At 40.1% G+C, this 21,493-nt stretch carries 16 protein-coding genes; 6 read left to right on the top strand and 10 right to left on the bottom strand.

Annotation, left to right across the window (positions count from 1 at the left end; all coding sequences use genetic code 11):
- Positions 1-42: 42 nt before the first annotated feature.
- The 4 genes from AN213_RS02830 to AN213_RS02815 form a co-directional block, all read right to left on the bottom strand.
- Complete coding sequence (locus AN213_RS02830; RefSeq protein WP_055197273.1) at positions 43-2,121, bottom strand: TonB-dependent siderophore receptor; 2,079 nt, start codon at positions 2,119-2,121, stop codon at positions 43-45.
- 230 nt (positions 2,122-2,351) lie between these two features.
- Positions 2,352-3,209: a DMT family transporter gene (locus AN213_RS02825; RefSeq protein ID WP_055197271.1), complete on the bottom strand. Its 858-nt coding sequence runs from the start codon at positions 3,207-3,209 to the stop codon at positions 2,352-2,354.
- A 150-nt stretch (positions 3,210-3,359) separates the two neighbouring features.
- Positions 3,360-4,931 carry a PepSY domain-containing protein gene (locus AN213_RS02820; protein ID WP_054562491.1) on the bottom strand — a complete coding sequence of 524 codons (1,572 nt, stop codon included), beginning with the start codon at positions 4,929-4,931 and terminating at the stop codon, positions 3,360-3,362.
- Complete coding sequence (locus tag AN213_RS02815) at positions 4,928-5,218, bottom strand: hypothetical protein (RefSeq protein ID WP_054562490.1); 291 nt, start codon at positions 5,216-5,218, stop codon at positions 4,928-4,930. Before AN213_RS02815 ends, AN213_RS02820 begins: the two co-directional genes overlap by 4 nt.
- Positions 5,219-5,662: 444 nt before the next feature.
- Here AN213_RS02815 and AN213_RS02810 point away from each other — a divergent pair, with 444 nt between their 5' ends.
- The gene (locus AN213_RS02810; RefSeq protein ID WP_055197455.1) at positions 5,663-7,678 is read left to right on the top strand and encodes a TonB-dependent receptor; all 2,016 of its coding nucleotides are present in this window, start codon (positions 5,663-5,665) and stop codon (positions 7,676-7,678) included.
- A 32-nt stretch (positions 7,679-7,710) separates the two neighbouring features.
- On the opposite strand, the gene AN213_RS02805 is transcribed toward AN213_RS02810, so the two are convergent.
- The 5 genes from AN213_RS02805 to AN213_RS02785 form a co-directional block, all read right to left on the bottom strand.
- Positions 7,711-9,387 carry a methyl-accepting chemotaxis protein gene (locus AN213_RS02805; protein ID WP_054562489.1) on the bottom strand — a complete coding sequence of 559 codons (1,677 nt, stop codon included), beginning with the start codon at positions 9,385-9,387 and terminating at the stop codon, positions 7,711-7,713.
- 160 nt (positions 9,388-9,547) lie between these two features.
- Positions 9,548-10,534 (bottom strand): Gfo/Idh/MocA family protein, encoded by a 987-nt coding sequence (locus tag AN213_RS02800; RefSeq protein WP_054562488.1) that lies wholly within the window; start codon positions 10,532-10,534, stop codon positions 9,548-9,550.
- Positions 10,535-10,536: 2 nt separating this feature from the next.
- Positions 10,537-11,337, bottom strand: coding sequence for a class I SAM-dependent methyltransferase (locus AN213_RS02795; RefSeq protein WP_054562487.1), 801 nt, complete (start codon positions 11,335-11,337; stop codon positions 10,537-10,539).
- Positions 11,338-11,341: 4 nt separating this feature from the next.
- Complete coding sequence (locus AN213_RS02790) at positions 11,342-11,713, bottom strand: hypothetical protein (RefSeq protein ID WP_054562486.1); 372 nt, start codon at positions 11,711-11,713, stop codon at positions 11,342-11,344.
- 54 nt (positions 11,714-11,767) lie between these two features.
- Entirely contained in the window at positions 11,768-12,187 is a 420-nt protein-coding gene (locus AN213_RS02785) for a DUF3429 domain-containing protein (RefSeq protein WP_055197269.1), read from the bottom strand.
- Between the two features lie 384 nt (positions 12,188-12,571).
- On the opposite strand from AN213_RS02785, the gene rlmKL reads away from it, so the two are divergent.
- Genes rlmKL through AN213_RS02765 form a run of 4 tightly spaced genes read left to right on the top strand, consistent with a single transcriptional unit; the run spans position 12,572 to position 18,600 of the window.
- Positions 12,572-14,689 carry a bifunctional 23S rRNA (guanine(2069)-N(7))-methyltransferase RlmK/23S rRNA (guanine(2445)-N(2))-methyltransferase RlmL gene (gene rlmKL, locus AN213_RS02780; protein ID WP_055197267.1) on the top strand — a complete coding sequence of 706 codons (2,118 nt, stop codon included), beginning with the start codon at positions 12,572-12,574 and terminating at the stop codon, positions 14,687-14,689.
- Positions 14,682-14,915: a glutaredoxin family protein gene (locus AN213_RS02775; protein WP_054561582.1), complete on the top strand. Its 234-nt coding sequence runs from the start codon at positions 14,682-14,684 to the stop codon at positions 14,913-14,915. Before rlmKL ends, AN213_RS02775 begins: the two co-directional genes overlap by 8 nt.
- Positions 14,916-14,929: 14 nt before the next feature.
- Positions 14,930-16,840 (top strand): ABC transporter ATP-binding protein, encoded by a 1,911-nt coding sequence (locus AN213_RS02770; protein WP_055197265.1) that lies wholly within the window; start codon positions 14,930-14,932, stop codon positions 16,838-16,840.
- Between the two features lie 11 nt (positions 16,841-16,851).
- Positions 16,852-18,600: a DUF3466 family protein gene (locus AN213_RS02765; protein WP_055197263.1), complete on the top strand. Its 1,749-nt coding sequence runs from the start codon at positions 16,852-16,854 to the stop codon at positions 18,598-18,600.
- A 92-nt stretch (positions 18,601-18,692) separates the two neighbouring features.
- On the opposite strand, the gene AN213_RS02760 is transcribed toward AN213_RS02765, so the two are convergent.
- Complete coding sequence (locus tag AN213_RS02760; protein ID WP_054561579.1) at positions 18,693-19,202, bottom strand: DUF2062 domain-containing protein; 510 nt, start codon at positions 19,200-19,202, stop codon at positions 18,693-18,695.
- A gap of 96 nt (positions 19,203-19,298) precedes the next feature.
- Here AN213_RS02760 and AN213_RS02755 point away from each other — a divergent pair, with 96 nt between their 5' ends.
- Complete coding sequence (locus AN213_RS02755) at positions 19,299-21,452, top strand: DNA internalization-related competence protein ComEC/Rec2 (RefSeq protein ID WP_055197261.1); 2,154 nt, start codon at positions 19,299-19,301, stop codon at positions 21,450-21,452.
- Positions 21,453-21,493 lie beyond the last annotated feature (41 nt).

Below are 21,493 nucleotides of genomic sequence, written 5' to 3'. Positions count from 1 at the left end.
TGTGTGTCGCCCATTCGGGCGACACTTTTTTCTAAACAGCGTTTAGAACTTATAAGTCAGAGTTAGGCTACCGTTTGTTGGCGCGCCATAATAACCCACAGTTTGTAAGCTATTGATGTATTGCTCATCAGTAATATTATTAACGTTTGCCTGTACTGCAACTTGGTCATTAATATTCCAACGCGCGAAGGCGTTTAGCAGCGCGTAACTACCTTGCTTAACATTGTAATCAGTGCTTTCGATTTTAGATTGCCAACGGCCATTTAAACCAACAACCACTGCATCTGTTAATGCATAGTCTACTGTTACACCAACAACATCGCGAGGTGCCCATTTATTGGTGTCATCACCATTTTCATCTGTTACATCAATATGCGTACAAGATGCGACGATATTCATAGCGTCGGTGATTTTACCTGTGACTTCAAATTCATAGCCTTCTGATTCAATAGACACGCCTTCATAGTAATAAATGCCATCTTCTGTCAGGCCTGCGTATTGCGCAAAGTTATCTTGCTCAGCAGTAAAATAAGCAAATGTTGTCATTAGGGCATCATCAAACCAAGAAGCCTTAACACCGGTTTCAAAGTTAGTGCCTTTGGTAGGTGCTAAGTATTGGCCGTTGTAATCAGCTTGCTCTTGTGGCTGATAAATATCTGAGTAACTAGCATATAAGTTTAAATCATCATTTAACTTATAGGTAAAACCGATATATGGGCTAGTTTCGCTCTCATCATTATCGATAGATGCACCGGCATTCATACCTGAGCGTTCAAATTCAATAGCGTTAAAACCAACCACAGTAAATAATTTATCCGTAATATTTAACTGAGCAGAGCCAAAGTAACGGGTTAGCTTTTGTTCAATATCTGAATACAGAACCGGCGTTAACCATTCAGGTTCTGGGATCGCATCTAAATCGTACGGGAACGCAGGCGTTGGTCCATAAGCCGGTGTATTTGCAAAATCAAACGGGTGTTGATACATCACATCATCACTTTTTGCATGGCTTACCCCAAAGCTTGCTTGGTGCTCTTTACCAAACAATTCAAAGGCACCAAATGCTTTGATTTCAAATAAATCAGCATCAATTTCACTATCATAACGACCAGGAGAACCATTTAGGCCAAGGTTAGTATCTTTATCAATAGTGCCATATGCATAAAAAAGTTTATCTTGCTCTTCAAAACCGCGGAAGTTGTAGCTCGCTTGAAGTTGCCACGCGTTTGCAAAAACATAGTTGTATTCAACAAATGCAGAGGTGTTAATGGTGTCCCACATTGTCCACTCTTGGGTGGTTGTGTCGCTGACATCCCATTTAGCTTGCGTACCATCTGTGTAGTTATAAACAAGGCCGCCCCAAGTATTGCCATCGGTATCTGCATCTTGATATGAATAACCAATAGTAACCGTTGAGTTATCTGTAAGCTGACCATCTACCACTGCAGAGAAAAACTCGCGGTTGTTCTCAAGGCCATCTAGGTATGACTCTTTATCTTCTGCAGCAGCCACAAAACGAGCAGCCCAACTACCTGATTCGGTTAGTAAAAGAGAATAGTCAGCTTGTAAACGTTTAAAATCCCATGAACCAACAGAGACGCCGATCTCGCCGCCGTTTTCGTTTTTAGGGCGTTTGCGCACATAGTTAAGCGTACCCGATGCATTACCTACACCAGTGAGTAAGCCATTGGCACCACGAATAACTTCAATTTTTTCGTAGCCGTATGCTTCCATTGCGCCGGTAACGATACCCCAGTCATTCGGTAAGCCAACGCCATCGATTTGTGTATTCTTAATTTCAAAACCACGTGATGTGTAGTTGGTACGGTTAGTTTCCCATTCTTCAACATTGATACCAGGTGCTAAGCGTAAAGCATCATTAATGTTAAAAGCGGAATAATTCTTTAGTTGCTCAGCAGAAATCACACTGATTGATTGCGGAGTTTCATCAATTTCTAGCGCTAAACCTGTCGCTCCTTCACTAATACGGTTTTGTCGAATACCCACAATTTCGATTTTTTCGAGATTAGCCTCTACGTCAGTCGTTTGCTCTGCAAAACTGATTTGAGGGTAAAGTGCACAAAGAATAGCGGTTGCAATAGGCAACTGAGTGAATTTCATTTTTATCTCCGCGTGTTATTAGCAAATTTTTATAGGGTTATTGTTTTTAATAAGGAAACAATCGGCGGGTAAGTTATCACAAGTGATAATAGTTATCATCACCATTCATCGCAAAAGTGATATGTTAATACAAATAAATGTAACAAATTGTTTCAAAGAGTTTTGTCTGTATGAAAAGGCGAGTTTACTAATTGGGTATGAAAAAGGCGCCCTGAGGCGCCTAGATAATTTTATTTATTATTACTCGACATCGAGCTACCAACGGACGCGGTTATCACTAGTAAAATAGCTAACCATTGCCACACGCTTAAAAACTCACCTAGGATTATAAAGCCAGCTAATGCTGCAATCGCTGGCTCTAAACTCATCATAATGCTAAAGCCTTGCGCTGGCATATTACGTAGTGCCACCATTTCTAAGGTATAGGGCAGTGCACTTGACATGACTGCCACTAAAATACCGAGCGGTAATACTTCCCAACTCAATAGTGCAGCGCCTTGAGAAGCAGCACCATAAGGCACAAGTACAATCGCGGCGACGCTCATACCCATGGCAACGGTCATTCCGCCTGAGCCTTGGTTTCCAGTCTTTTTGCCAAACAATATATAAAACGCCCAACACGCTCCCGCCGCAAGGGCTAAAATAACACCTACAGGGTCAAGGCTGTCTTCGCCTTTTATATCTGGGAGCAATAAAATTATGCCAGCAATGGCGCAGGCTACCCAAAACAGGTCGCGTTTTTTACGTGACGAAAGAAGAGCAACCGCAAGGGGGCCAGTAAACTCTAGTGCTACACCTATCCCTAAAGGAATACGTTCAATCGCGTAATAAAACAGAATATTCATGCCTCCTAAACTCAAGCCATAAACGATGATCGGCATACGTTGCCCAATAGGCGGAAATGCGCGCCAAGGTTTAAACACAAGGCACAAAATAGCTGCTGAAAAGCCTAAGCGCAGTGCTGTGGTGCCTTCAGGGCCAATTAAAGGGAATAATTGCTTTGCAACAGAGGCTCCAGATTGAATGGTAACCATTGCGAGGAGCACGCAAATAACAGCAATAAAAAACGGTGGAATGGTGCGCTGCATCACTGTCCTTATGAAAGTTAATAGCTCAAGTTTGCGGCGATTCTACTGATGTTTTATTGGAGAAGAAATGTTTTTCGTTAAACGGACACAGATTTTCGATAAAGCAAAATTATGGGTATCAAATTGCTTTGATACCCATACTCAGAATGCTTAAGCTCGACTTGCTTGTTCAAAGGCTGGCATGATGTTTTGCGTGGTCTGTTTTTGTTGCTGGCGTTTGCCCATTTTAAAGAAAATAGCAGCAAATACAGCAGCGACAATGTCGACCATATAACTTGAGTAAAAGAGAGTGTTAACGTCACTTGAGGCAAGTTTTAAAAGTGTAGATAACACCATTAACGCACACAGGCTCGCTAGTATGTAAAAACCAGCAGTGGTTGCCTTTTGTACAGGGTTTAAGAAGCTATATATCACAAAAACAAAAAAAGCTGCGTAATAACTGTATAGGGTTGCGTAGTTTGTGTTGCTCACAAGAGTAGGTAGCCATTTTGCAGCAACGAGTGTGAAAGCGACAGCTATCATAGACCCTAAACAAACACCAATAGTGAGCCTAGCCATAAACAAGGTACTGCGTTTATTGGGGTCTTTTTTAAAGCGTTTATCTATCCATAATAAGTTACCTGAATAGAATAAGAAGGCGCCTAGTAACCCCATAATAAAGTAGCCCCAACGACCCCAATCTCCACCATAGGTGCCAAAATGGAGTGAGAAAATACTGGCAACCATGTTACCCCACACCGCATCTTCGCCTTGCGGGTAGCTTGAGTTAACCACTTCTAGCGTGTATGGGTTCATAAATAAGTAATCGGTATCCGGGCCACGTACTACCGCATTATTGTTACTCATCATAAACACCGCAGAAGGTGATGCTGAATTTAAATTACTATAGCGAATGTGGATTGGCTCATAGCCGGGGGCATAGCTTTTCGCTGCGAGTAATTGCTCATCAATACGTGGTAAGTTCTCAATATGAAAACTTTGCGCGGCAGGTGTAGGGCGCTGAAACAATGGCTTACCATCATAAAATTGCGCTAAACCACCATAAATAAAATCATGAAACGCAAACACTACCACAGTAAATGCAATGACTAAGTGAAATGGTAAACTGGCGATACCGATAAGGTTATGGCTATCGAGCCAGAATCGACTAGGCCCTTTTTCCTTACGCAGTGCAAAAAAGGTTTTAACTAATGTCGGCAGTAAAATAATTACCCCAGAGACCAAAGCTAAAAAGTACAAAACACAGGCAATGCCAAGAATATAAACACCAGATTGGTCATGGCCAATTTCGCCTATAAAGCCTGCTGTACGGTGTAAATAATCAATTAAATCGGCAAGTTCGTTTTCGGTTTGTGCGCTGACGTTTAATGTGCCATCAGCATTTAGGTGTGCGAAGTTAAGTTGTTTATCAAGCTCCATGCCTCGGGCATTGCCTTTGATATACCACGAAAGAGGTGCATCTTGGGTATGTAAATCAAGGTTAAAGCCTTTGGCAAGTTGCTCGCCTCGCTCATTAATCGCAGTATCTACCAGCGTTTGGTAGTCATAATTAGAGCTGGTGATTTTAGGAGCTTGAATAGGTGCTGCCCATTGCTGGATTTCATGCTTGAACATGGTCAAACTGCCCGCATAAAAACCAATAAACAGCACTAAACCTGCAATGATGCCTGTCCATGTGTGTACACCTTGATAGGTGCGAAGAATATCCGATCTTACTTTCATGATGCACTCCTTAGCATAAAAAACACGCCATAAAGCAGCACAGTTAAGCTGCCAAGGACAAGCCACGCTTGTTTTGCTGAGTTGAATAAATAACTAAAACTAAAAATGGTTAGCCAAACAGGCGTGATCATCCACATGTTAAATTGCACTTTATCGCGAGCATCAATGCCTCCTGGGCCATACCAAGCAAAAAAAGCAACGAAAATAAATGAGAGTGCCAGCCCTAAAAATACACCTGCTAGGGTTTTTCCTAACCAAGTCGGCTGGCGTTTAGATGAGCTTGTCATGAATTATCCTTTTCTTTGCAGCAGGCTAGTAAAAGGGATCAGCATCAACATTAGCATGATGCTAAAGATGATGAAGAACACGGTTGCCGTGGTTGAAAACTGTTGAAGGGCAAGTATTAGTGCGCAAACGGTTAACGTAATTGAAAGTAATCGCCATTGTTTTTTAATTGGTTTTTTTAAGAATCGCTGCTGCTTTCTGGTGCAGTAGAAAATACTGACAGCGAAAACGACAAGCAGGGTAACGGTAAAAATGAGCATAAGATTATAGTTGTAGTTGATGTTAAATCTCATTGTAAATGATAACTAAACTCAATTGCAATATCATTAAGCTTGTGTTAATTTCCTAGCGCTTTTCTATCAAACTCAATTTGTTTAATTCTAATAATCTCTTACGGGGAAAGGACATTGGCTACTGCATTTAAACTTAATTCACTCACCAAAGTTATGCTTGCATCATTACTTGTTACGCAAGGCTCAGCATGGGCTGACGACGACCAAAACAGTCGAAAATCCATGGATACCATTGTTGTTACAGGTGAAAAAACAGAGAAATCACTTAAAGAGACCATGTCGTCAGTGGCGGTTGTTGATAAGTCTTTACTAGAAAACGGCCAACTTGCTTCGATATCTGAAGCACTGTCAGAAATGGCGAACGTCGTTGTGTTAACGGGCTCGGTGCCAGATATGCGAGGCGTATCAGGTAATGGTGGTGCAACGGGTTTTAACTCATTTAGTGGTGGCTCAAAGGCTCGTGTTTCAACCTTGATTGATGGTGTTAGCCAACCGTTTGTAGCCGATTTAACCGGTGATACGGGTCTGTGGGATGTAGAACAAATTGAAATTTACCGAGGGCCGCAATCAACCAGTAATGGTCGTAACAGTATTGCGGGTGCTGTCTACATGACAACCAAAGCACCTACTCAAGAATTTGAAGGGGCAGTGCGCGTCGGTTATCGGAACCAAGATAGCTACCTAGATACTGCCGCAGTGGTATCAGGGGCGTTAGTTGAAGATGTATTAGCATTTCGGTTATCAACTCAGTATGTTGATGGCGAAACGTTTTCGAATCCACCGGTATACGAAACGAATCCAACTGTTCGTGAATTAAACAAGTTAAATACCAGCAGCACACGCGCTAAATTACTTTACACACCAAATGAAGATCTTGCTGTACAGCTAACTTATTCAACTTACAGTGAAGAAGGTAATTCGGGTCGCAAATACTTTTTAGCGGATGAGCCATTTGATTATGAGCCGCTTTATCAACGTATTATGGATACTGAATCTGATACCACGCAAGTGAATGTTGATTACAAAATTAACGATGATTTCTCGTTAGATGTTTTAGTTGCTTACATGGATTACAAATGGGGCTTTGAGGCATACGAGCCACTTGAAAGCGCAGAATCTGACGTATCAATGGATGAGAGTAATATCACTGTAGATTCCAAACTTAACTTTGGTTTAAGCAATGATTTTTACTCAGGCTTTGTTGGTCTTGCTTACTTTGATCGTGACCAAGACTTTGAAAGTGTGGGAGCAACCAACTATTACGGCGACGATAGCAGTAAATCGACCGCTGTTTATGGTGAAACAAGCTTTAACCTAAGCCGCGAATTAACATTAACAGCGGGTCTGCGTATTGAGCGTGAAGAACAATTACGTAATTTCAATATGGCATTTCGTGGTGATATGCTCGTTGAGCAACTTGATAATTCACACACACTACGTTTACCAAAGCTTGCGATTCAATATGATATTAGTGACGAAACGACTTTATTTGCCAGTGCACGTCGTGGCTACAACGCGGGTGGTGGCGCACTCGATTTTACCGCTGAAGATTATTACTATTACGACGAAGAAACCGTTAATACCTATGAAGTAGGTTCGCGCAGCGTTTTAAATAATGGCGACATGAATATTAGTGCTAATGTGTTTTACAATAACTTCAACGGTTATCAAGCGCTAAGCTCTGAGCGTAAAATCACTAATATTGAAGATGCTCATAGCTATGGTTTAGAAGTAGAAGCCTACAGCATGCTGGGCGATCAGTGGCAGTTACATGGCGGTTTCGGTTTATTGAAAACTAAAATTGATGAATCATCAGCCTTTCCTGATGCCGTAGGCAATGATTTAAACTCTGCACCGGAGTTAACGGCAAGTTTAGGTCTGTCGCATTGGTTTACCGATAGTTTAAAAGTGAATTTAAGTGCCAATTATGTTGATGAATTTTATGGTGACTTAACAAACACAGAAGAGCGTGTTGCGGGTGATTACACTATTACGCGTTTATCGATAACTTATGATACTGAACAATGGTTGATAAGTGCCTTCATCAACAACGCCTTAGATGAAGAAGCATATACCTCACAAGAACCTGTCAGTGGTCGTTACCCACAAGGCTATGTGGCAGTGGTTAACCCGCAAACTATCGGTGCATCTGTTACTTATCGATTTTAAACTAATCGCTAGTCGCTGAGCTGGATCAGCGACTAGCTTAATTTAAAGCGATTAATTTGCCCGTTTAAGTTATTCGCCAAGTTAGCCAGCTTACTCGATGAGTCCGAAATGCTTTGCGTTTGTTGCTGCGACTTTCGACTGGTATCTTGTACTTCGTTTAAGCGCTGGGCGATTTCTTCGGTCACTTGAGATTGCTGCTCAGATGCAGAAGCTATGGTCATATTGGCATCAGAAATGGCTTTTGCTTGTACGCTAATTTCATCGAGCATAAGGCCCACTTTTTCTGAGTTTATCACCGCTTCTTTAATTTGATTATCGCTAGAGCGTATCCTCTGCGTTACAGCATTGGTTGCAGATTGCAATGAGTCAATTTTATCTTGGATCTCAAGAGTAGAGCTTTGTGTGCGACTAGCTAAAGTTCTTACCTCATCAGCTACAACGGCAAAACCTCGGCCTTGTTCACCTGCTCTTGCAGCTTCGATTGCGGCATTGAGTGCCAATAAATTAGTTTGTTCGGCTATATTACTGATAACACTTAAAATAACCGTGACTTCATTTACTGATGCTTCTAATTGGTTAAGGTCTGTTAGTGATTTGGTGAGTGTATCGGCCACTGACTCAACAGAGCTAACTCCTTGTTGTACAACCTGTAGACCTTCTTGGGTTTTCTGATTAGCTGCGGTGGCACTGCTTGCCGCTTCTGCACAGTTTTGAGAGACTTCTTTAACGGCCGTTGAGTTTTCATAGACTGAGCTTGAAATCACCTCAATCGCTTGGCTTTGAATATCATTTAGCGTTTTAGCTTGCTGTGAAATTTCATCTAGGCTTTTTGCTGCCACTTGCGCTTGCTCTGATTGATCATGTATTTCTTTAAGTAGCTGAGATAGCTTATCAACCATAATATTAAAGCTGCTCGCAAGCTGGCCTATTTCGTCATCAGCTTTGTGATCAATATAACAAGATAAATCACCTTCAGAGATACGCTTTGCTTCATCAATTAAGGCATGAGTTGCTTTAATCACTTTTTTCTCTAATTGCCAGTAACACACTATCAAGGTAGCAATAATTGTCAGGACTAAAGCTGTGCTAATTAAACTTAGAGTGACAACATGATCATGATTGCTTTTAACATCCGCAGCACTTTTTTCCTCGATTGAACTTAAAAATGCTTTTACGGGTTGCTGAATTTTCTCAACTTCGGCCATGTAAGCATCGTTGGTTAAAAGCGTAATAGCTTGTACCCATCTTTTGTGCTCGCTTGTGGTTAAGTTATTTGTATCACGGCCAAGTAAATCATTGACTAAGCTAAACGCTCTTTCTTCTGTTTCAACTAGTTTGAGTGATAAGTCGTTGGATTTTTGCAAGAGAGCTAAATCATCAGCAGCCACATTAAAGGCCTTTAAACGCTGCACATAGCTTTTCTTTTCGCCATTTAGCCAAGCTGCTTTACCTTGAATTTGGTTAACAAGCTCTTGGTATTCTTCTTTATAGCGGTTTTCTAAGGTTACAACATGTTGACGAGCAAGTTCTGTAAGGTGAATCGAATTTGAAGATGAAAACTTAGCAAGGTGACTTAGCTCATAGCGCTGTTGAGCCGACTCCATACTTTCATCTTGGCCTGATTGCAAAAATAGAATAATGAGGAGTAGACCTGCTGCAAGGGTAATAGTTGCTGCAAAAACGGATCTGAGTAAAAAGCGAATAGTCAAAATATTACCCTTCTCATTGAAAGTAAATATTATTAACCATAGTACAAAAATCTAATTTCAATAAAAATTACAAGTAAGTTAATTAGAGGTCGTCATTTAAGCTTGTATGAAGGGGGCTAAAAAAAACAAGGGCAGTGTCAACTGCCCTTGAATAATGCATTTATTGGTCGGCGGGGTACACAACGCCAAGTTGGCTTCGCGCCTCATCGAGCACTGCCATAACTTGTTTTGACAGTGTATGAGTATTAACTGATGACTCAATTTGTCCGGCATTCGCTGCTTGAATAAAGTGGTTTACTTCATGGCGCATAAAGTGTTCATCAAATGGCTCAGAGAGTTCTTCAACCGTGCCATCGTTACCGATATATTGCATACGCTTTAATAAAGAGACTGCTTCGATACGAATACGGCCTTTTTCACCTTGGATCTCAGTAAAATTATCGCCTTGCGAGATTTTCGAATAGCTGATCACCGCTTGCTTATCTGCGTAATTTAATAATACATCGCCAGCGCCATCAACGCCGGTCTCAAGTAACACGCCGCTGGCTTTTACACTCTGAGGCGCGCCCCATAATCCGAGCAAAATATACAGCGGATAGATACCTAAATCGACTAATGCACCGTTAGCAAATTCTGGCAAGAAAGTATTTGGTCGCTCGCCATTTTTATATTTATCGTAACGTGATGAGTACTGACTATATTGACCAATATATTTGCGGGGTGTGCCAATCTTTGCAATTGCATTTTTTAAGCGTGCGAAGTTTGGTAAATGGGTGGTCATCATCGCTTCCATGTATAAGCGTTGATGTGTTTTGGCCGCCTGAATGATGGCCTCTAGTTCTTTACTATTAGCAGCCGAAGGCTTTTCACCTAAAACATGTTTACCGGCTTTTAAACACATTACAGCATAGTCTTTGTGTAAGCTATTTGGCGCAGCAATGTAGACGGCATCGACTAATGGGTCTTCGCATACTTGCTCAATATTGGTAAACACCTTAGCCTTTTGAGCATCGTGCTTTGCAAGGAAAGCCTCGCCTGTTTGCTGCTCTCGAGAGCACACACCATATAAGGAGAATTGTTCAATTTGTTTAGCTGCACTCAGTAGTGTATCGCTTATAAAATTGGTACCTACAATCACAAAGTTCATGGTTACTCCTCGTTGTTTTGTGCAAGCCATGCTTGCCAATCCTGTTCAAACTTTTCCATTTGTTTATGTTTTTTGCTTAACAAATGTTTGTCTTCATCTTCTTGTGCCATATAAGGGCCTACTCGGCATAATGCACAGTGTTTATCACCTAAATAAGCGGGTAAAGTCAGCTTTTCAGTAATGCTATTGTCAGTTTTTTCGCTAAATACATAGGTAATGCCACTGGTGTCTTTAACGTGTTTATCGCGATCAACATTGCGAATTTTATAGCCTGGGAATAAATTAATATCGAATGGCATTTGCCCTAGATATTGGCAAGTCAGCCCTTGATTTAAGCTGCCTTCAATATTCCATTCGCGGTATGGTTTTACATCTTTAGAGGTGATGTAGCAGAGCATCGGGCCGTTTTTATCTAATGCGAACTGGCTTGCGTAGTCTAGGTAGCGATGCAACAAAGCACGGTTTAAAACATTCATACCACCTTGTTGGGTATGTGCTTTAAATGCAGCTTCACCTTTAAACGCTGGTATAAGTGGAAATTGAAAAATAACCACATCGAAATAGGCGCCATCTAAGCGCTGCCACGAGTCTGGCTTTGTGACATCAAACTCGGTGAGTGTTTCAATGTTAAGTTGTTGCAAGACGCTAAGTGCATTGTCGGCATATTTTTGTTCTATGGTGTTTGCATCATCATAAGTTGAAGCAACAAGCTTGGCAGGTTTTATATAACGAGCAACAGAGTGTGAAAATGATAAATCACCATCGCCAACCGTTAATATGCGCCAACTAGGGTCTAAAAACATGTTGCTATTTGCCTTGTGCTGGCGTTGTTTCTTGCGCGATTTCAGGGCAAAGGGCTAAGCGAGTTTTAAGCCCTTCAATGGCTATTTGCTTAAAGATTAAGTTAAAACTAATCAATACGGCAATAACGATATGAATAGGACCATGGGTAAAACCCGCGTCTGTGTCAAAAAGCATTAAGCCGAATAACAAGAACATGGTAGCTAAAAATATTTCAATCAACTGATTAGAATATAGCTTTAAATTGCCTTGGTTTTTATGATCTTTTTTAATGTGAATCGCACAAAAAAACGGGATCACTTTTATTTTAAAGTGAGCGTTTTTTTCTACGTAATTTTCGCCAAGGTGGTCTAGTTTAGCGCGCAGTTGATCTATCATAGCAAGTCCTTAAAAAACTGAGCCGCGGATGTTACCGCAAACGCAAGAAAAGGGCTACTCAGGGTAGATATTCATGCCAATTACAAATATGTGGCATACAAACACCACTGACGTTAAAACAAAACGCATTTTTTGATAATCAACGTGATAGGTTTGCCACTGCGGTGAGCTTTTTTCAAATAACAGCACTAACCAAAAACTTGCTGCGAGCCAAGCCAGTGTCCAAGTTGCTGGTAAAAAGCTTAAAAAGCCAATCGGTAAGATAGGAACAATTGCTTTTATAGCATCAGCATGCGTTTGCTGTCCTGCATGCCATAAATTGCCAGCCATAAAGGCTAAAATAGCGATGCTATAAAAAGTGAAAAAGTCTAAGTTGACGGCATTACTTCCTGCAATAAGTGGCCAACCTACGCAGCCTAAAAACGGTAGTAAACCTAAGTAACCAAGTTGAATGTGATTAATAAACTTTTCCATAATGACCTTTAAACCGCTTAAATTAAAAAGCAAATAGGGCGTGTTGACCTTTGTAGATTGAAAAAATTTGTTCACTCTAGGGGCGATTTAATCGCGGCGCGAGATTTGTAACCTAGTGGGCTAAGTAAAAACCGAGCAACAAAGAGTTAATCGCCCCTAGGAAGAACCCGAAGGGCAGCGCGTGTTTGGCATTTATGCTGCGTTATCGCATATTTATGGGAAACAATCACACTACATAGGCTCTGCCTTGCCAAAATACCAAACACACTGCTGCAAAATTAATCAAAAAAAGTCAACCCGCCCTACTATCCCTGCAAATGTTGGCGTTTTTGTTCGCCAAGCTATGCTATAATCCTGCGCAATTAGCATTTAAGGGTTTTTACTTTGCAATTTATCGCACTTACTTCTATCGGAATAGAAAATTTACTTGTTGATGAGCTTACAGCACTCGGTGCAGAAGTCTCAAAACAAACCGTGGGCTCTGTACGTTTTGAAGCAGATAGCTTATTAGCACAAAAGATTTGTTTATCGAGCCGTTTTGCGACTCGTATCATGATGCTGATAGAAGAAAAAGAAGGCGTAAAAGACAAAGACAGCCTTTATCAATTTGCACGCTTACAGCCTTGGCAGGAGTGGTTTGGTCCTAAACAAACCTTTGCTGTTGATTTTACTGGTACTAATAACGATTTAAAAAATACGCAATTTTCAGGTCTAGTTGTAAAAGATGCGATTGTTGATTACTTCGCGGATTTATTCGAGCAACGTCCTGATGTTGATAAATACAATGCCAATGTACGTGTTGTAGCAAGGTTGAACCGTCAAGGTGTTGCGCTTTATATCGATTATTCTGGCCCGCGTTTATCTGAGCGTGGTTATCGTCAAGATCAAGGCAAAGCGCCGATTAAAGAGCATTTAGCTGCAGCCCTTGTGAAACGAAGTGGTTGGCTTGAAAACGTACAGCAACCTTTATTCGATCCATGTTGTGGCTCTGGTACCATTTTAATTGAAGCTGCAAGCATGGCACGCAATGAAGCGCCGGGCTTATTCCGTGAAGGTTTTGCCTTTGAGCGCCTGCCTAGTTTCCGAATTCAAAAATACAAAGAATTAAAAGCAGAACTAACTGCACAAATTACAGATCCTAAACTTTGGCTTATTGGCCATGATATTGACGCCAGTGTGATTTCGAAAGCTCAAGAAAACGCAGAGCGTGCTGACCTTGGTAATGTGATTAAGTTTAAACAAAGCGATGCCACTAAGTTAACCCCAGTTGCGAAACTACCTGGTGTGGTGATTTCAAACTTACCTTATGGTGAACGTTTAGGCTCAATGGCTGAGCTGGTTAACTTACACCGTAGCTTAGGTGTTGGCTTCAAAAAGCACTTTAATCATTGGAAACTTGCTTTACTTGGCACTGACGAAAGCTTATTTAAGTTATTAAAGTTAGTTAAGTTAAAACGCTATAAGTTTAAAAATGGCCCGTTAGATGTTGTATTAAATCTTTACCAACTTGACGATAAACAAGTAGAACTTAGCAAAGAAGATAAGCCGGCTCTTAATTTTGAAGGTTCAACAGCCTTTGCAAACCGTTTAAAGAAAAATAAGCAAAATTTAAAGAACTGGTTAAAGCAAAATGAAGTAAGCTGCTACCGTGTTTATGATGCGGATATTCCAGAATATAACGTAGCTGTAGATGTATACGATGATTCAGCGGTTATTTTTGAATATGCTGCACCGAAAGAAATCGATGACAATACGGCTCAAAAACGTTTGCAAGATGTGATCAGCTTGACCGCTGAGCAGTTAAATATAGCACCAGAAAATATTGCAGTTAAAGTGCGTAAAAAGCAAAAAGGTGAAGAGCAATATACCAAGGTAGCAAAACAAAATCGTACTCAAGTAGTGGAAGAGTTTGGCGCTAAATTCAAAGTAAACTTATTTGATTATTTAGATACTGGTTTGTTCTTAGATCACCGATTAGCTCGTCGTTATATCCAACAAAACGCACAAGGCAAACGTTTCTTAAACTTGTTTGCTTATACAGGCAGCGCATCTGTGCATGCTGCTGTGGGTGGTGCTAAAGCCATTACCACGGTTGATATGTCAAAAACCTACTTAAAGTGGGCGCAAGAAAACTTTGCTCTGAATGATATCAGTAATACCCGTTATCGTTTTGAGCAAGCAGACTGCTTGAACTGGCTTGAGTATGCACAAGGCCAATATGATTTAATTTTCTTAGATCCACCGACGTTCTCAAACTCAAAACGTATGAAAGATGCGTTTGATGTACAGCGCGACCATATCAAACTACTTACCTGGGTTAAGAAAATTTTAAGCCCTAACGGTACGCTTATATTCTCAAATAATAAGCGTGGCTTTAGCATAGATGAAGTAGGGCTAATGGGTCTGGGTTTAAAAGCAGAAAACATTTCTGACAAGACTTTATCACCAGATTTTAAACGTAATAAGCAAATTCATAATAGCTGGCTTATTACCCATGGCTAACTTTACCCTGTACCACACTGATGGCTGTCATCTGTGTGAAATGGCCGATGAATTATTAATTGCTACAAACGCTTCGTTTGTAGCAAAAGATATTATGGACAGTGAACAGCTGATTGAACTTTACCAAACCAGTATTCCGGTTGTGGAATCTCATCAAGGCAAGAAATTATTTTGGCCTTTTGATGCTGAGCAATTAGCGCAATTTATTGCTGATAATAAAGAATAAGAGTAGTAATCACGATGGATTTAATCAGAATAGCCAAAGCTCAACTCGCTTATGGTACGCATCCGCTACTAGATGATGCCGATGCCGTTATTGAGTCAGGTGAGCGCGTTTGTATCGTTGGTCGAAACGGTGCAGGTAAATCAACACTATTAAAAGTGCTTGATGGCCAAGTGACATTGGATGATGGTGAAATCAACCAATTAGGCGGTATTCGCATTTCACGTTTAGAGCAAGATCCACCAAAAGGGGCGGCAGGCTCAGTATTTGATTATGTCGCGCAGGGCATGCCTGACATTGCTAACTTACTGATAGAATATCACCAAGTTAGTAATCAAATGCAAACAGACTATAACGATAAATTGCTTAACAAATTAGAGCGTTTATCTAATCAATTAGAAACCGTTGATGGCTGGCGTTTTGATACCCGTATTCAGCTCGTTTTATCTCGCTTAGAGCTAGACCCAGAGGCCAAGCTTGAATCATTATCGGGTGGTTGGCTACGTAAAGTTGCTCTTGCACGAGCCTTGGTTAGTGAACCTGATTTACTGCTACTTGATGAGCCTACCAACCACTTAGATATGAGTAGTGTTATTTGGCTTGAGCAATTTTTAAAAGAGTTTAAAGGCGGCATCGTTTTTATTTCTCACGACCGTGCATTCATTCGAGCAGTTGCAACCCGTATTCTTGATTTAGACCGTGGTAAGCTGGTTTCATACCCTGGCGATTATGCGACATATCTTGAACAAAAAGCGCATGATCTAAAAGTAGAAGAAACACAAAACGCATTATTTGATAAGCGCTTAGCAGAAGAAGAAGCGTGGATCCGCCAAGGTATTAAAGCACGTAGAACGCGTAATGAAGGCCGTGTACGTGCTTTAAAAGAGTTACGTAAAGAGCGTAAGCAGCGTGTTGATCAAGTCGGTAAAACTGATTTCAATATTGAAACAGCGGATCGTTCGGGTAAATTAGTATTCGAAGCGAAAAACATCTGTCATGCATTTAAAGATAAAGTCATCGCAAAAGACTTTTCAACCCTTGTTATGCGTGGCGATCGTGTTGGCCTTGTTGGGCCAAATGGTATTGGTAAAACAACACTGCTTAAAATTTTATTTGGTGACTTAACACCTGATAGCGGCAGTGTTAAGCAAGGTGTTAACTTAGAGTTTGCTTATTTTGACCAGTATCGTCAAAAGCTTGATGAAGAAGCCACAGTACAAGATAACGTAGCTGAAGGTAAGCAAGAAGTGATGATGGGCGGGCGCTCACGTCATGTACTAGGTTACTTACAAGACTTCTTATTTCCACCGGCAAGAGCGCGTACGCCAGTAAAAGCGCTTTCAGGTGGTGAGAAAAACCGCTTATTATTAGCAAAGTTATTTTTAAAGCCATCTAACATTATTGTTCTCGATGAGCCAACCAATGACCTCGATATTGAAACTTTAGAGCTTTTAGAAGAGATCATTAACCAATATCAGGGCACTGTACTGATTGTAAGCCATGACCGTGAATTTATTGATAATACCTGTAATTCTGTATGGGCATTTGAAGGTAACGGCAAGATCACCGATATTGTCGGAGGCTATAGCGACTATGAAGCGTATGCAGCTCATTTAGCTGAGCAAGAAAAACAACAACAGCAACAAATTAAGCAAGAAAAGCCGGCCGTTGTTAGCCAAGATAAAACACCAAAGAAAAGTAATAAACTCTCTTACAAATTAAAACTTGAATTAGAAGAATTACCCAGTAAAGTGGAACAACTTGAAAAAGCGTTAGACGCTCAGCAAGTTGTGGTTAATGACCCTGACTTTTTTAAGCAAGATGCTGCAATTACAACAGAAGCATTGAACCATTTAGCCGAGTTAGAGTCTGAGCTTGAAGTCGCTTTTGAGCGCTGGGAAGAACTCGAAGATTTAAAGAATCAGTAGTAAGGATTAAAATGAAATACAAATTACTCGCTGCCAGTATTTTAGCCACCCTAAGTACCTCAGCGATGAGCGCAACCTATAAATTAGAAGAATTAGGTGGTCTAGATGGCGCAAAACATAATTATGTAACAGATGTCAGTGAGAATGGTCATATTATAGGCTTAGCTAATGGGTTATATAATTTCCCAATAGATATCTCTTATCTCGATTTCACAGATTCATCTTTTGAGAGTGCTTATAATGCAACAAAAGATGCGTACGAAAGGATAGGCAAAGAAATTACCTTTACACTTGATGATATTGAAAATAATGATGCGGTTCATACGAATGCTGATGCTCATGCATTTATGCTTAGTTATATCACGAGTTCAAATCCTGGGCGTCTAACTGATTCTGAATATCAGAAAGTATCCAATGGTGTTGCCACTGTATATACGAGTGAAGGCTCATCAGAACAAGTAATATTTGATGAACAATCACTTGATTATGATGGATTAACACGTTCAACGACAAACCTTCTAACTGCTGTTTCTGAAGATGGTGTTATGGTTGGTTGGGGAAGCGATCCTTATGAGAAAACGTCTTTTACTCAAACTGATGAAGATGAAGAAGAGACTCATTTTTTAAGAGACTTTCTCAGTCGAGCAATAGTGATCTCAGCATCAGGTGATAAAGTGCCACTAGCACCAGAATTTGATGAGTATGGTGGTTTTAGTGCTGCATACGACATAATTCAAACAAATAGTGGCTATGATGTTGTAGGCACTGTTTCAGTGGATATTGCAGAGGATCCTTTAGAGGATATTGAAGAAAAATGTGATGGTGAAGATGAACCTGTATCGGATTGTGTCGAGGTTTATAATAGAAGTTACAGCAGTGGTATTTTTAACAAACGAGCTGTTAAGTGGTCACTGGATAGCAATTTAAATGTAACTAATACAGAATTTTATGGCCTTGGATTAACACCAGAAGATGATGAAGGTATCGCATTTAGAAGTAGTGCTTATCTTATTAATGAAAATGGATTAATTGCCGGTACATCAGATGTTCGCTACAAGGATACTGATACAGTAGTAACCATGCCAGTTGTTTTTGAGAATGGTGAAATTAAAGAGTTCTTAGACCAAGAAGATGGCTGGGATTCTGGTCAGGCTTTCGCTCTTAATAATGACGATGTAATAGTTGGCTACGCTAACAAAATTATTGAAGGTGGCTACAGAACTAAGTTTTACTACTATGATAAAAAAAGTGGAAGTGTAGTTTTTCCAACTGATTTCTTCTCAAGCTCTAGTTCAGTTGCAAATGATATTAATGATAATGGTATTGTAGTTGGTCAGGGGGAAACTGACATTTATAATACATCATCACGTCGTCGTGAAGGTTTCATGTACACCATTGGTGAAGACTCAATTGTTAACTTAAACGACTTATTACCTTGTTATGAAGACGATGGTGAGACTCGTTTTAAATACACAATAGCTGAAGCTAAAGCTATTAATAACGATAATGAGATTTTTGGGGTTGCTACTAAAACAGTCGAAAAGACCGATACATTTGGCAATGTAACGGTAGATGTTGATGGCAATATCGAATATGAAAGTGTCGCAGTGGCTGTTAAGTTAACACCAATTGATGGCTCTGTTGAAGAATGTCCTGCAGAAGAGATTGAACAATACGAGCGTCAATCAGCAAGCTTCCCTTGGTATGCATTATTGCTATTACCATTTGCAGCAGCACGTCGTGTATTTCGTGAGAAGTAATAATTAGAGAGCTTTATGCAAAGCAAATAGCTTTTTAACCAAAAATAAAAAACCCAGCTTCAAGCTGGGTTTTTTGTCTATACTGAAATCAGTTATTTTTTATGGCGGTGTATCCATGCTTTACGGACTGAGCGTTTCCAAAGCATGTCGGTACCAAAATAACCAATGATTGCCGCAGCTGTTGCACAAATAAATGAGCCAACTAAAAATGCTGGGCCAATTGTTGTAAGGCTATCTATAAACCATTGCCAGCTTGGTTCAAATTGAAAGTGCTGTTGTGGTTGAGCAAGGGCAATCGTGCCTACAATATATGAACAATAGAAAATAGGAGGCATGGTTAGTGGGTTAGTGATCCACACTGTTGCAACAGAAATCGGTAAATTCACTCGAAATGGAATAGCCAGGGCGGCTGCAAGAACCATTTGAAAAGGAACAGGGATGAACGCAAAAAATAAACCAACAGCAAATGCACCGCGTGCTGAGCGTCTATTTAAGTGCCATAAATTGGCATCATGCAATAAACGACCAAAAATTCTTAAATACTTGTGTTCTTTTACCTTGTTATGATCAGGTAAAAAGCGTTGGATCGTTTTCTTAGCCATTTAAAGCAACCATTTACATCTATTTGGTTATGCAGCGGCTTTGTCATAGGCTGTTTTTTCACCCTATATACATTTGGCACTGCGGCGTTTTATATAATGAGTTTTGCTGTATTGCTAGCAGGTGCCTATTTTAAGCCTTTTTTAACTCTATTGTCAGGGTTTATTTGCGCTATTTTAGTAGTGATTTTTCATTACATCATCTTTTACTCTATCTCTAACTGTCAAATCGATTATCAACAAAGCCGATTAGTTCGATTTGAGGTAGTTGAAACTTACAGTGAACAAAGCCCTTATTACATTAAAGCAAGTCTAAAAAATATTGAATTTTGCTCTACAGGTATGCGACCTGCTCCTAATGCGATGCTAAGCATTACTTCAGATAAACCTGTTACTAGTGGAGATGAATTAAGCGCAGAACTCAAACTTAAACCTTACAGATCGGTAAAAAATTTCTATAGTTTTGATAGAGAACGGCAAGCATTACTTGAGCGAGTATTTTATAAAGGCCGAAGCGTAGGGGAGATAAGCTATTTAAATCATCATCGATATGACTCCCTTCGAGTGAGCTACCGCACATATATTGAAAAAGTGACGGCAAGCACCCAATTACAATGGCTTTATTATGCGCTTTTAACCGGTGACAAAAGTAAAATAAGCTATGAAGATAGAAAACACTTACGTGAATTAGGTTTGTCGCATCTGCTTGCTATTTCAGGCCTTCATATCGGACTTATCTTTGCAGTCGGCTTTTATAGTAGTAAGTGGCTGTTAAGAGTGAGTCATTTACGCGTAAGACAATCAATTCAATTAAATAAGTTATTTGTTTTTGTAGGGTTCTGTTGCTCGTTCGTCTATGTCTACTTAAGTGATTTTATAGTTTCCGCAAGCCGAGCGCTGCTGATGTTAGGCTGTTACCTTGTTATTTATAACCTAGGGAAAAACCCAGTGCGTTGGCGTTCAATTTTGTACGCCTTGAGTGTTGTGTTGTTTATAGACCCATTTGCACTTTTGAACCCCGGGCTCTATTTCAGTTTTTTGGCCGTTACGATCATCTTTCTACTGACTAAAAACACAGTTAATTTGTCACTTGGTTTTTTAAAGCGATTTGCACAGCTACTGCAAGTTCAGTGCGCTTTATTTGTCGGTTTACTGCCTCTATCCTTATATTACTTCTCAGGCACTAGTGTCATAGGTTTATTGATTAACCTTATTGCTGTGCCTTTGGTTGGTGTGCTGTTATTGCCTTTCTTAATTTTTTATAGTTTGGTTTCTAGCCTACTGGATATTTCTGGTTTGTTATCACTCGTCGACAGTGCGCTGTATTATGGCTATCAATTACTACTTTCTATCCCTAATGACTGGCGTTGGTTCTCGCTCAATGAGTTTAGTTTTTCATTATTGATCATAAGTTACATAACACTTCTGCTGTTGTACTTTAGCCCAAATAAATATGTGTGCTTAATTCCTGTTTGTGTATATGCCGTTGATAGTGAATTACAGCCAGAAGCTAAGTTTCACTTAGATGTGTTTGATGTAGGGCATGGATTAATGGTGATGGTAAGCCACAAAAACAAAGCGATAATTTATGATTTAGGGCCACAGTACTTTGGCCGTTATGATTACGTACGCCGTGTATTACTCAACAACATCAATAAACAACAGTTATCTATTATTGCAACAATAATAAGCCACTTAGATAACGACCATTCTGGCGGTTTAACAAGTTGGCAAATGGCAGGCTATCAACAGACCTTAGCTACTTTTCATCCTCAGGGGCTTGGAAATAAGTGCAAAACAACAACACTCAAGCTTGATGAGCTTAATATCAGAAGTTTTACAGCAAAGATAGAAAACGCTAGCCGTAATGATCAGTCGTGTTTATTAAAAGTAACGGGTTTTAATTATTCAGTGTTATTGACTGGGGATATATCTGCAGCGGCAGAAACTAAGCTTGTTGAAGAGGGGATGGATTTAGGAGCGACTATTTTAATAAGCCCGCATCATGGTAGTAATACCTCTTCAAGTTATGAATTTATAGGTGCAGTAAACCCTGAAGTGGTCATCCATTCATCTGCTTATCAAGGGCAATGGCACTTTCCTCATCCTGAGGTTGTAAATCGTTATAACCAACACCATATAAAGCAGTTATCGACGGCAGAATATGGCCATATACGCATAAAATTTTACGAAGATAAATATCGCTTAGAATTTGCGCGAGAGCAGGAAAGTTATTGGTTCGAACAAGATTGACGTTTTGTTTTTACCCCCTAAAGGCTACAATAGTCGAAGTC

Origin of the sequence: Pseudoalteromonas sp. P1-8 (assembly GCF_001399985.1) — a bacterium.
In the GTDB taxonomy this organism is placed as follows: domain Bacteria; phylum Pseudomonadota; class Gammaproteobacteria; order Enterobacterales; family Alteromonadaceae; genus Pseudoalteromonas.
The sequence above is the reverse complement of the archived record's forward strand: the minus strand, read 5'-3'. Positions and strand labels throughout refer to the sequence as shown.

Excerpts from the sequence above, each read along its gene's own strand:
- AN213_RS02830 (WP_055197273.1), bottom strand. The coding sequence starts at position 2,121 with ATGAAATTCACTCAGTTGCCTATTGCAACCGCTATTCTTTGTGCACTT.
- AN213_RS02800 (WP_054562488.1), bottom strand. The coding sequence starts at position 10,534 with ATGAACTTTGTGATTGTAGGTACCAATTTTATAAGCGATACACTACTG.
- AN213_RS02765 (WP_055197263.1), top strand. The coding sequence starts at position 16,852 with ATGAAATACAAATTACTCGCTGCCAGTATTTTAGCCACCCTAAGTACC.
- AN213_RS02760 (WP_054561579.1), bottom strand. The coding sequence starts at position 19,202 with ATGGCTAAGAAAACGATCCAACGCTTTTTACCTGATCATAACAAGGTA.
- AN213_RS02810 (WP_055197455.1), top strand. The coding sequence starts at position 5,663 with ATGCTTGCATCATTACTTGTTACGCAAGGCTCAGCATGGGCTGACGAC.
- AN213_RS02775 (WP_054561582.1), top strand. The coding sequence starts at position 14,682 with ATGGCTAACTTTACCCTGTACCACACTGATGGCTGTCATCTGTGTGAA.
- AN213_RS02770 (WP_055197265.1), top strand. The coding sequence starts at position 14,930 with ATGGATTTAATCAGAATAGCCAAAGCTCAACTCGCTTATGGTACGCAT.
- AN213_RS02820 (WP_054562491.1), bottom strand. The coding sequence starts at position 4,931 with ATGAAAGTAAGATCGGATATTCTTCGCACCTATCAAGGTGTACACACA.
- AN213_RS02755 (WP_055197261.1), top strand. The coding sequence starts at position 19,299 with ATGAGTTTTGCTGTATTGCTAGCAGGTGCCTATTTTAAGCCTTTTTTA.
- AN213_RS02785 (WP_055197269.1), bottom strand. The coding sequence starts at position 12,187 with ATGGAAAAGTTTATTAATCACATTCAACTTGGTTACTTAGGTTTACTA.
- AN213_RS02790 (WP_054562486.1), bottom strand. The coding sequence starts at position 11,713 with ATGATAGATCAACTGCGCGCTAAACTAGACCACCTTGGCGAAAATTAC.
- AN213_RS02815 (WP_054562490.1), bottom strand. The coding sequence starts at position 5,218 with ATGACAAGCTCATCTAAACGCCAGCCGACTTGGTTAGGAAAAACCCTA.
- AN213_RS02795 (WP_054562487.1), bottom strand. The coding sequence starts at position 11,337 with ATGTTTTTAGACCCTAGTTGGCGCATATTAACGGTTGGCGATGGTGAT.
- AN213_RS02825 (WP_055197271.1), bottom strand. The coding sequence starts at position 3,209 with ATGCAGCGCACCATTCCACCGTTTTTTATTGCTGTTATTTGCGTGCTC.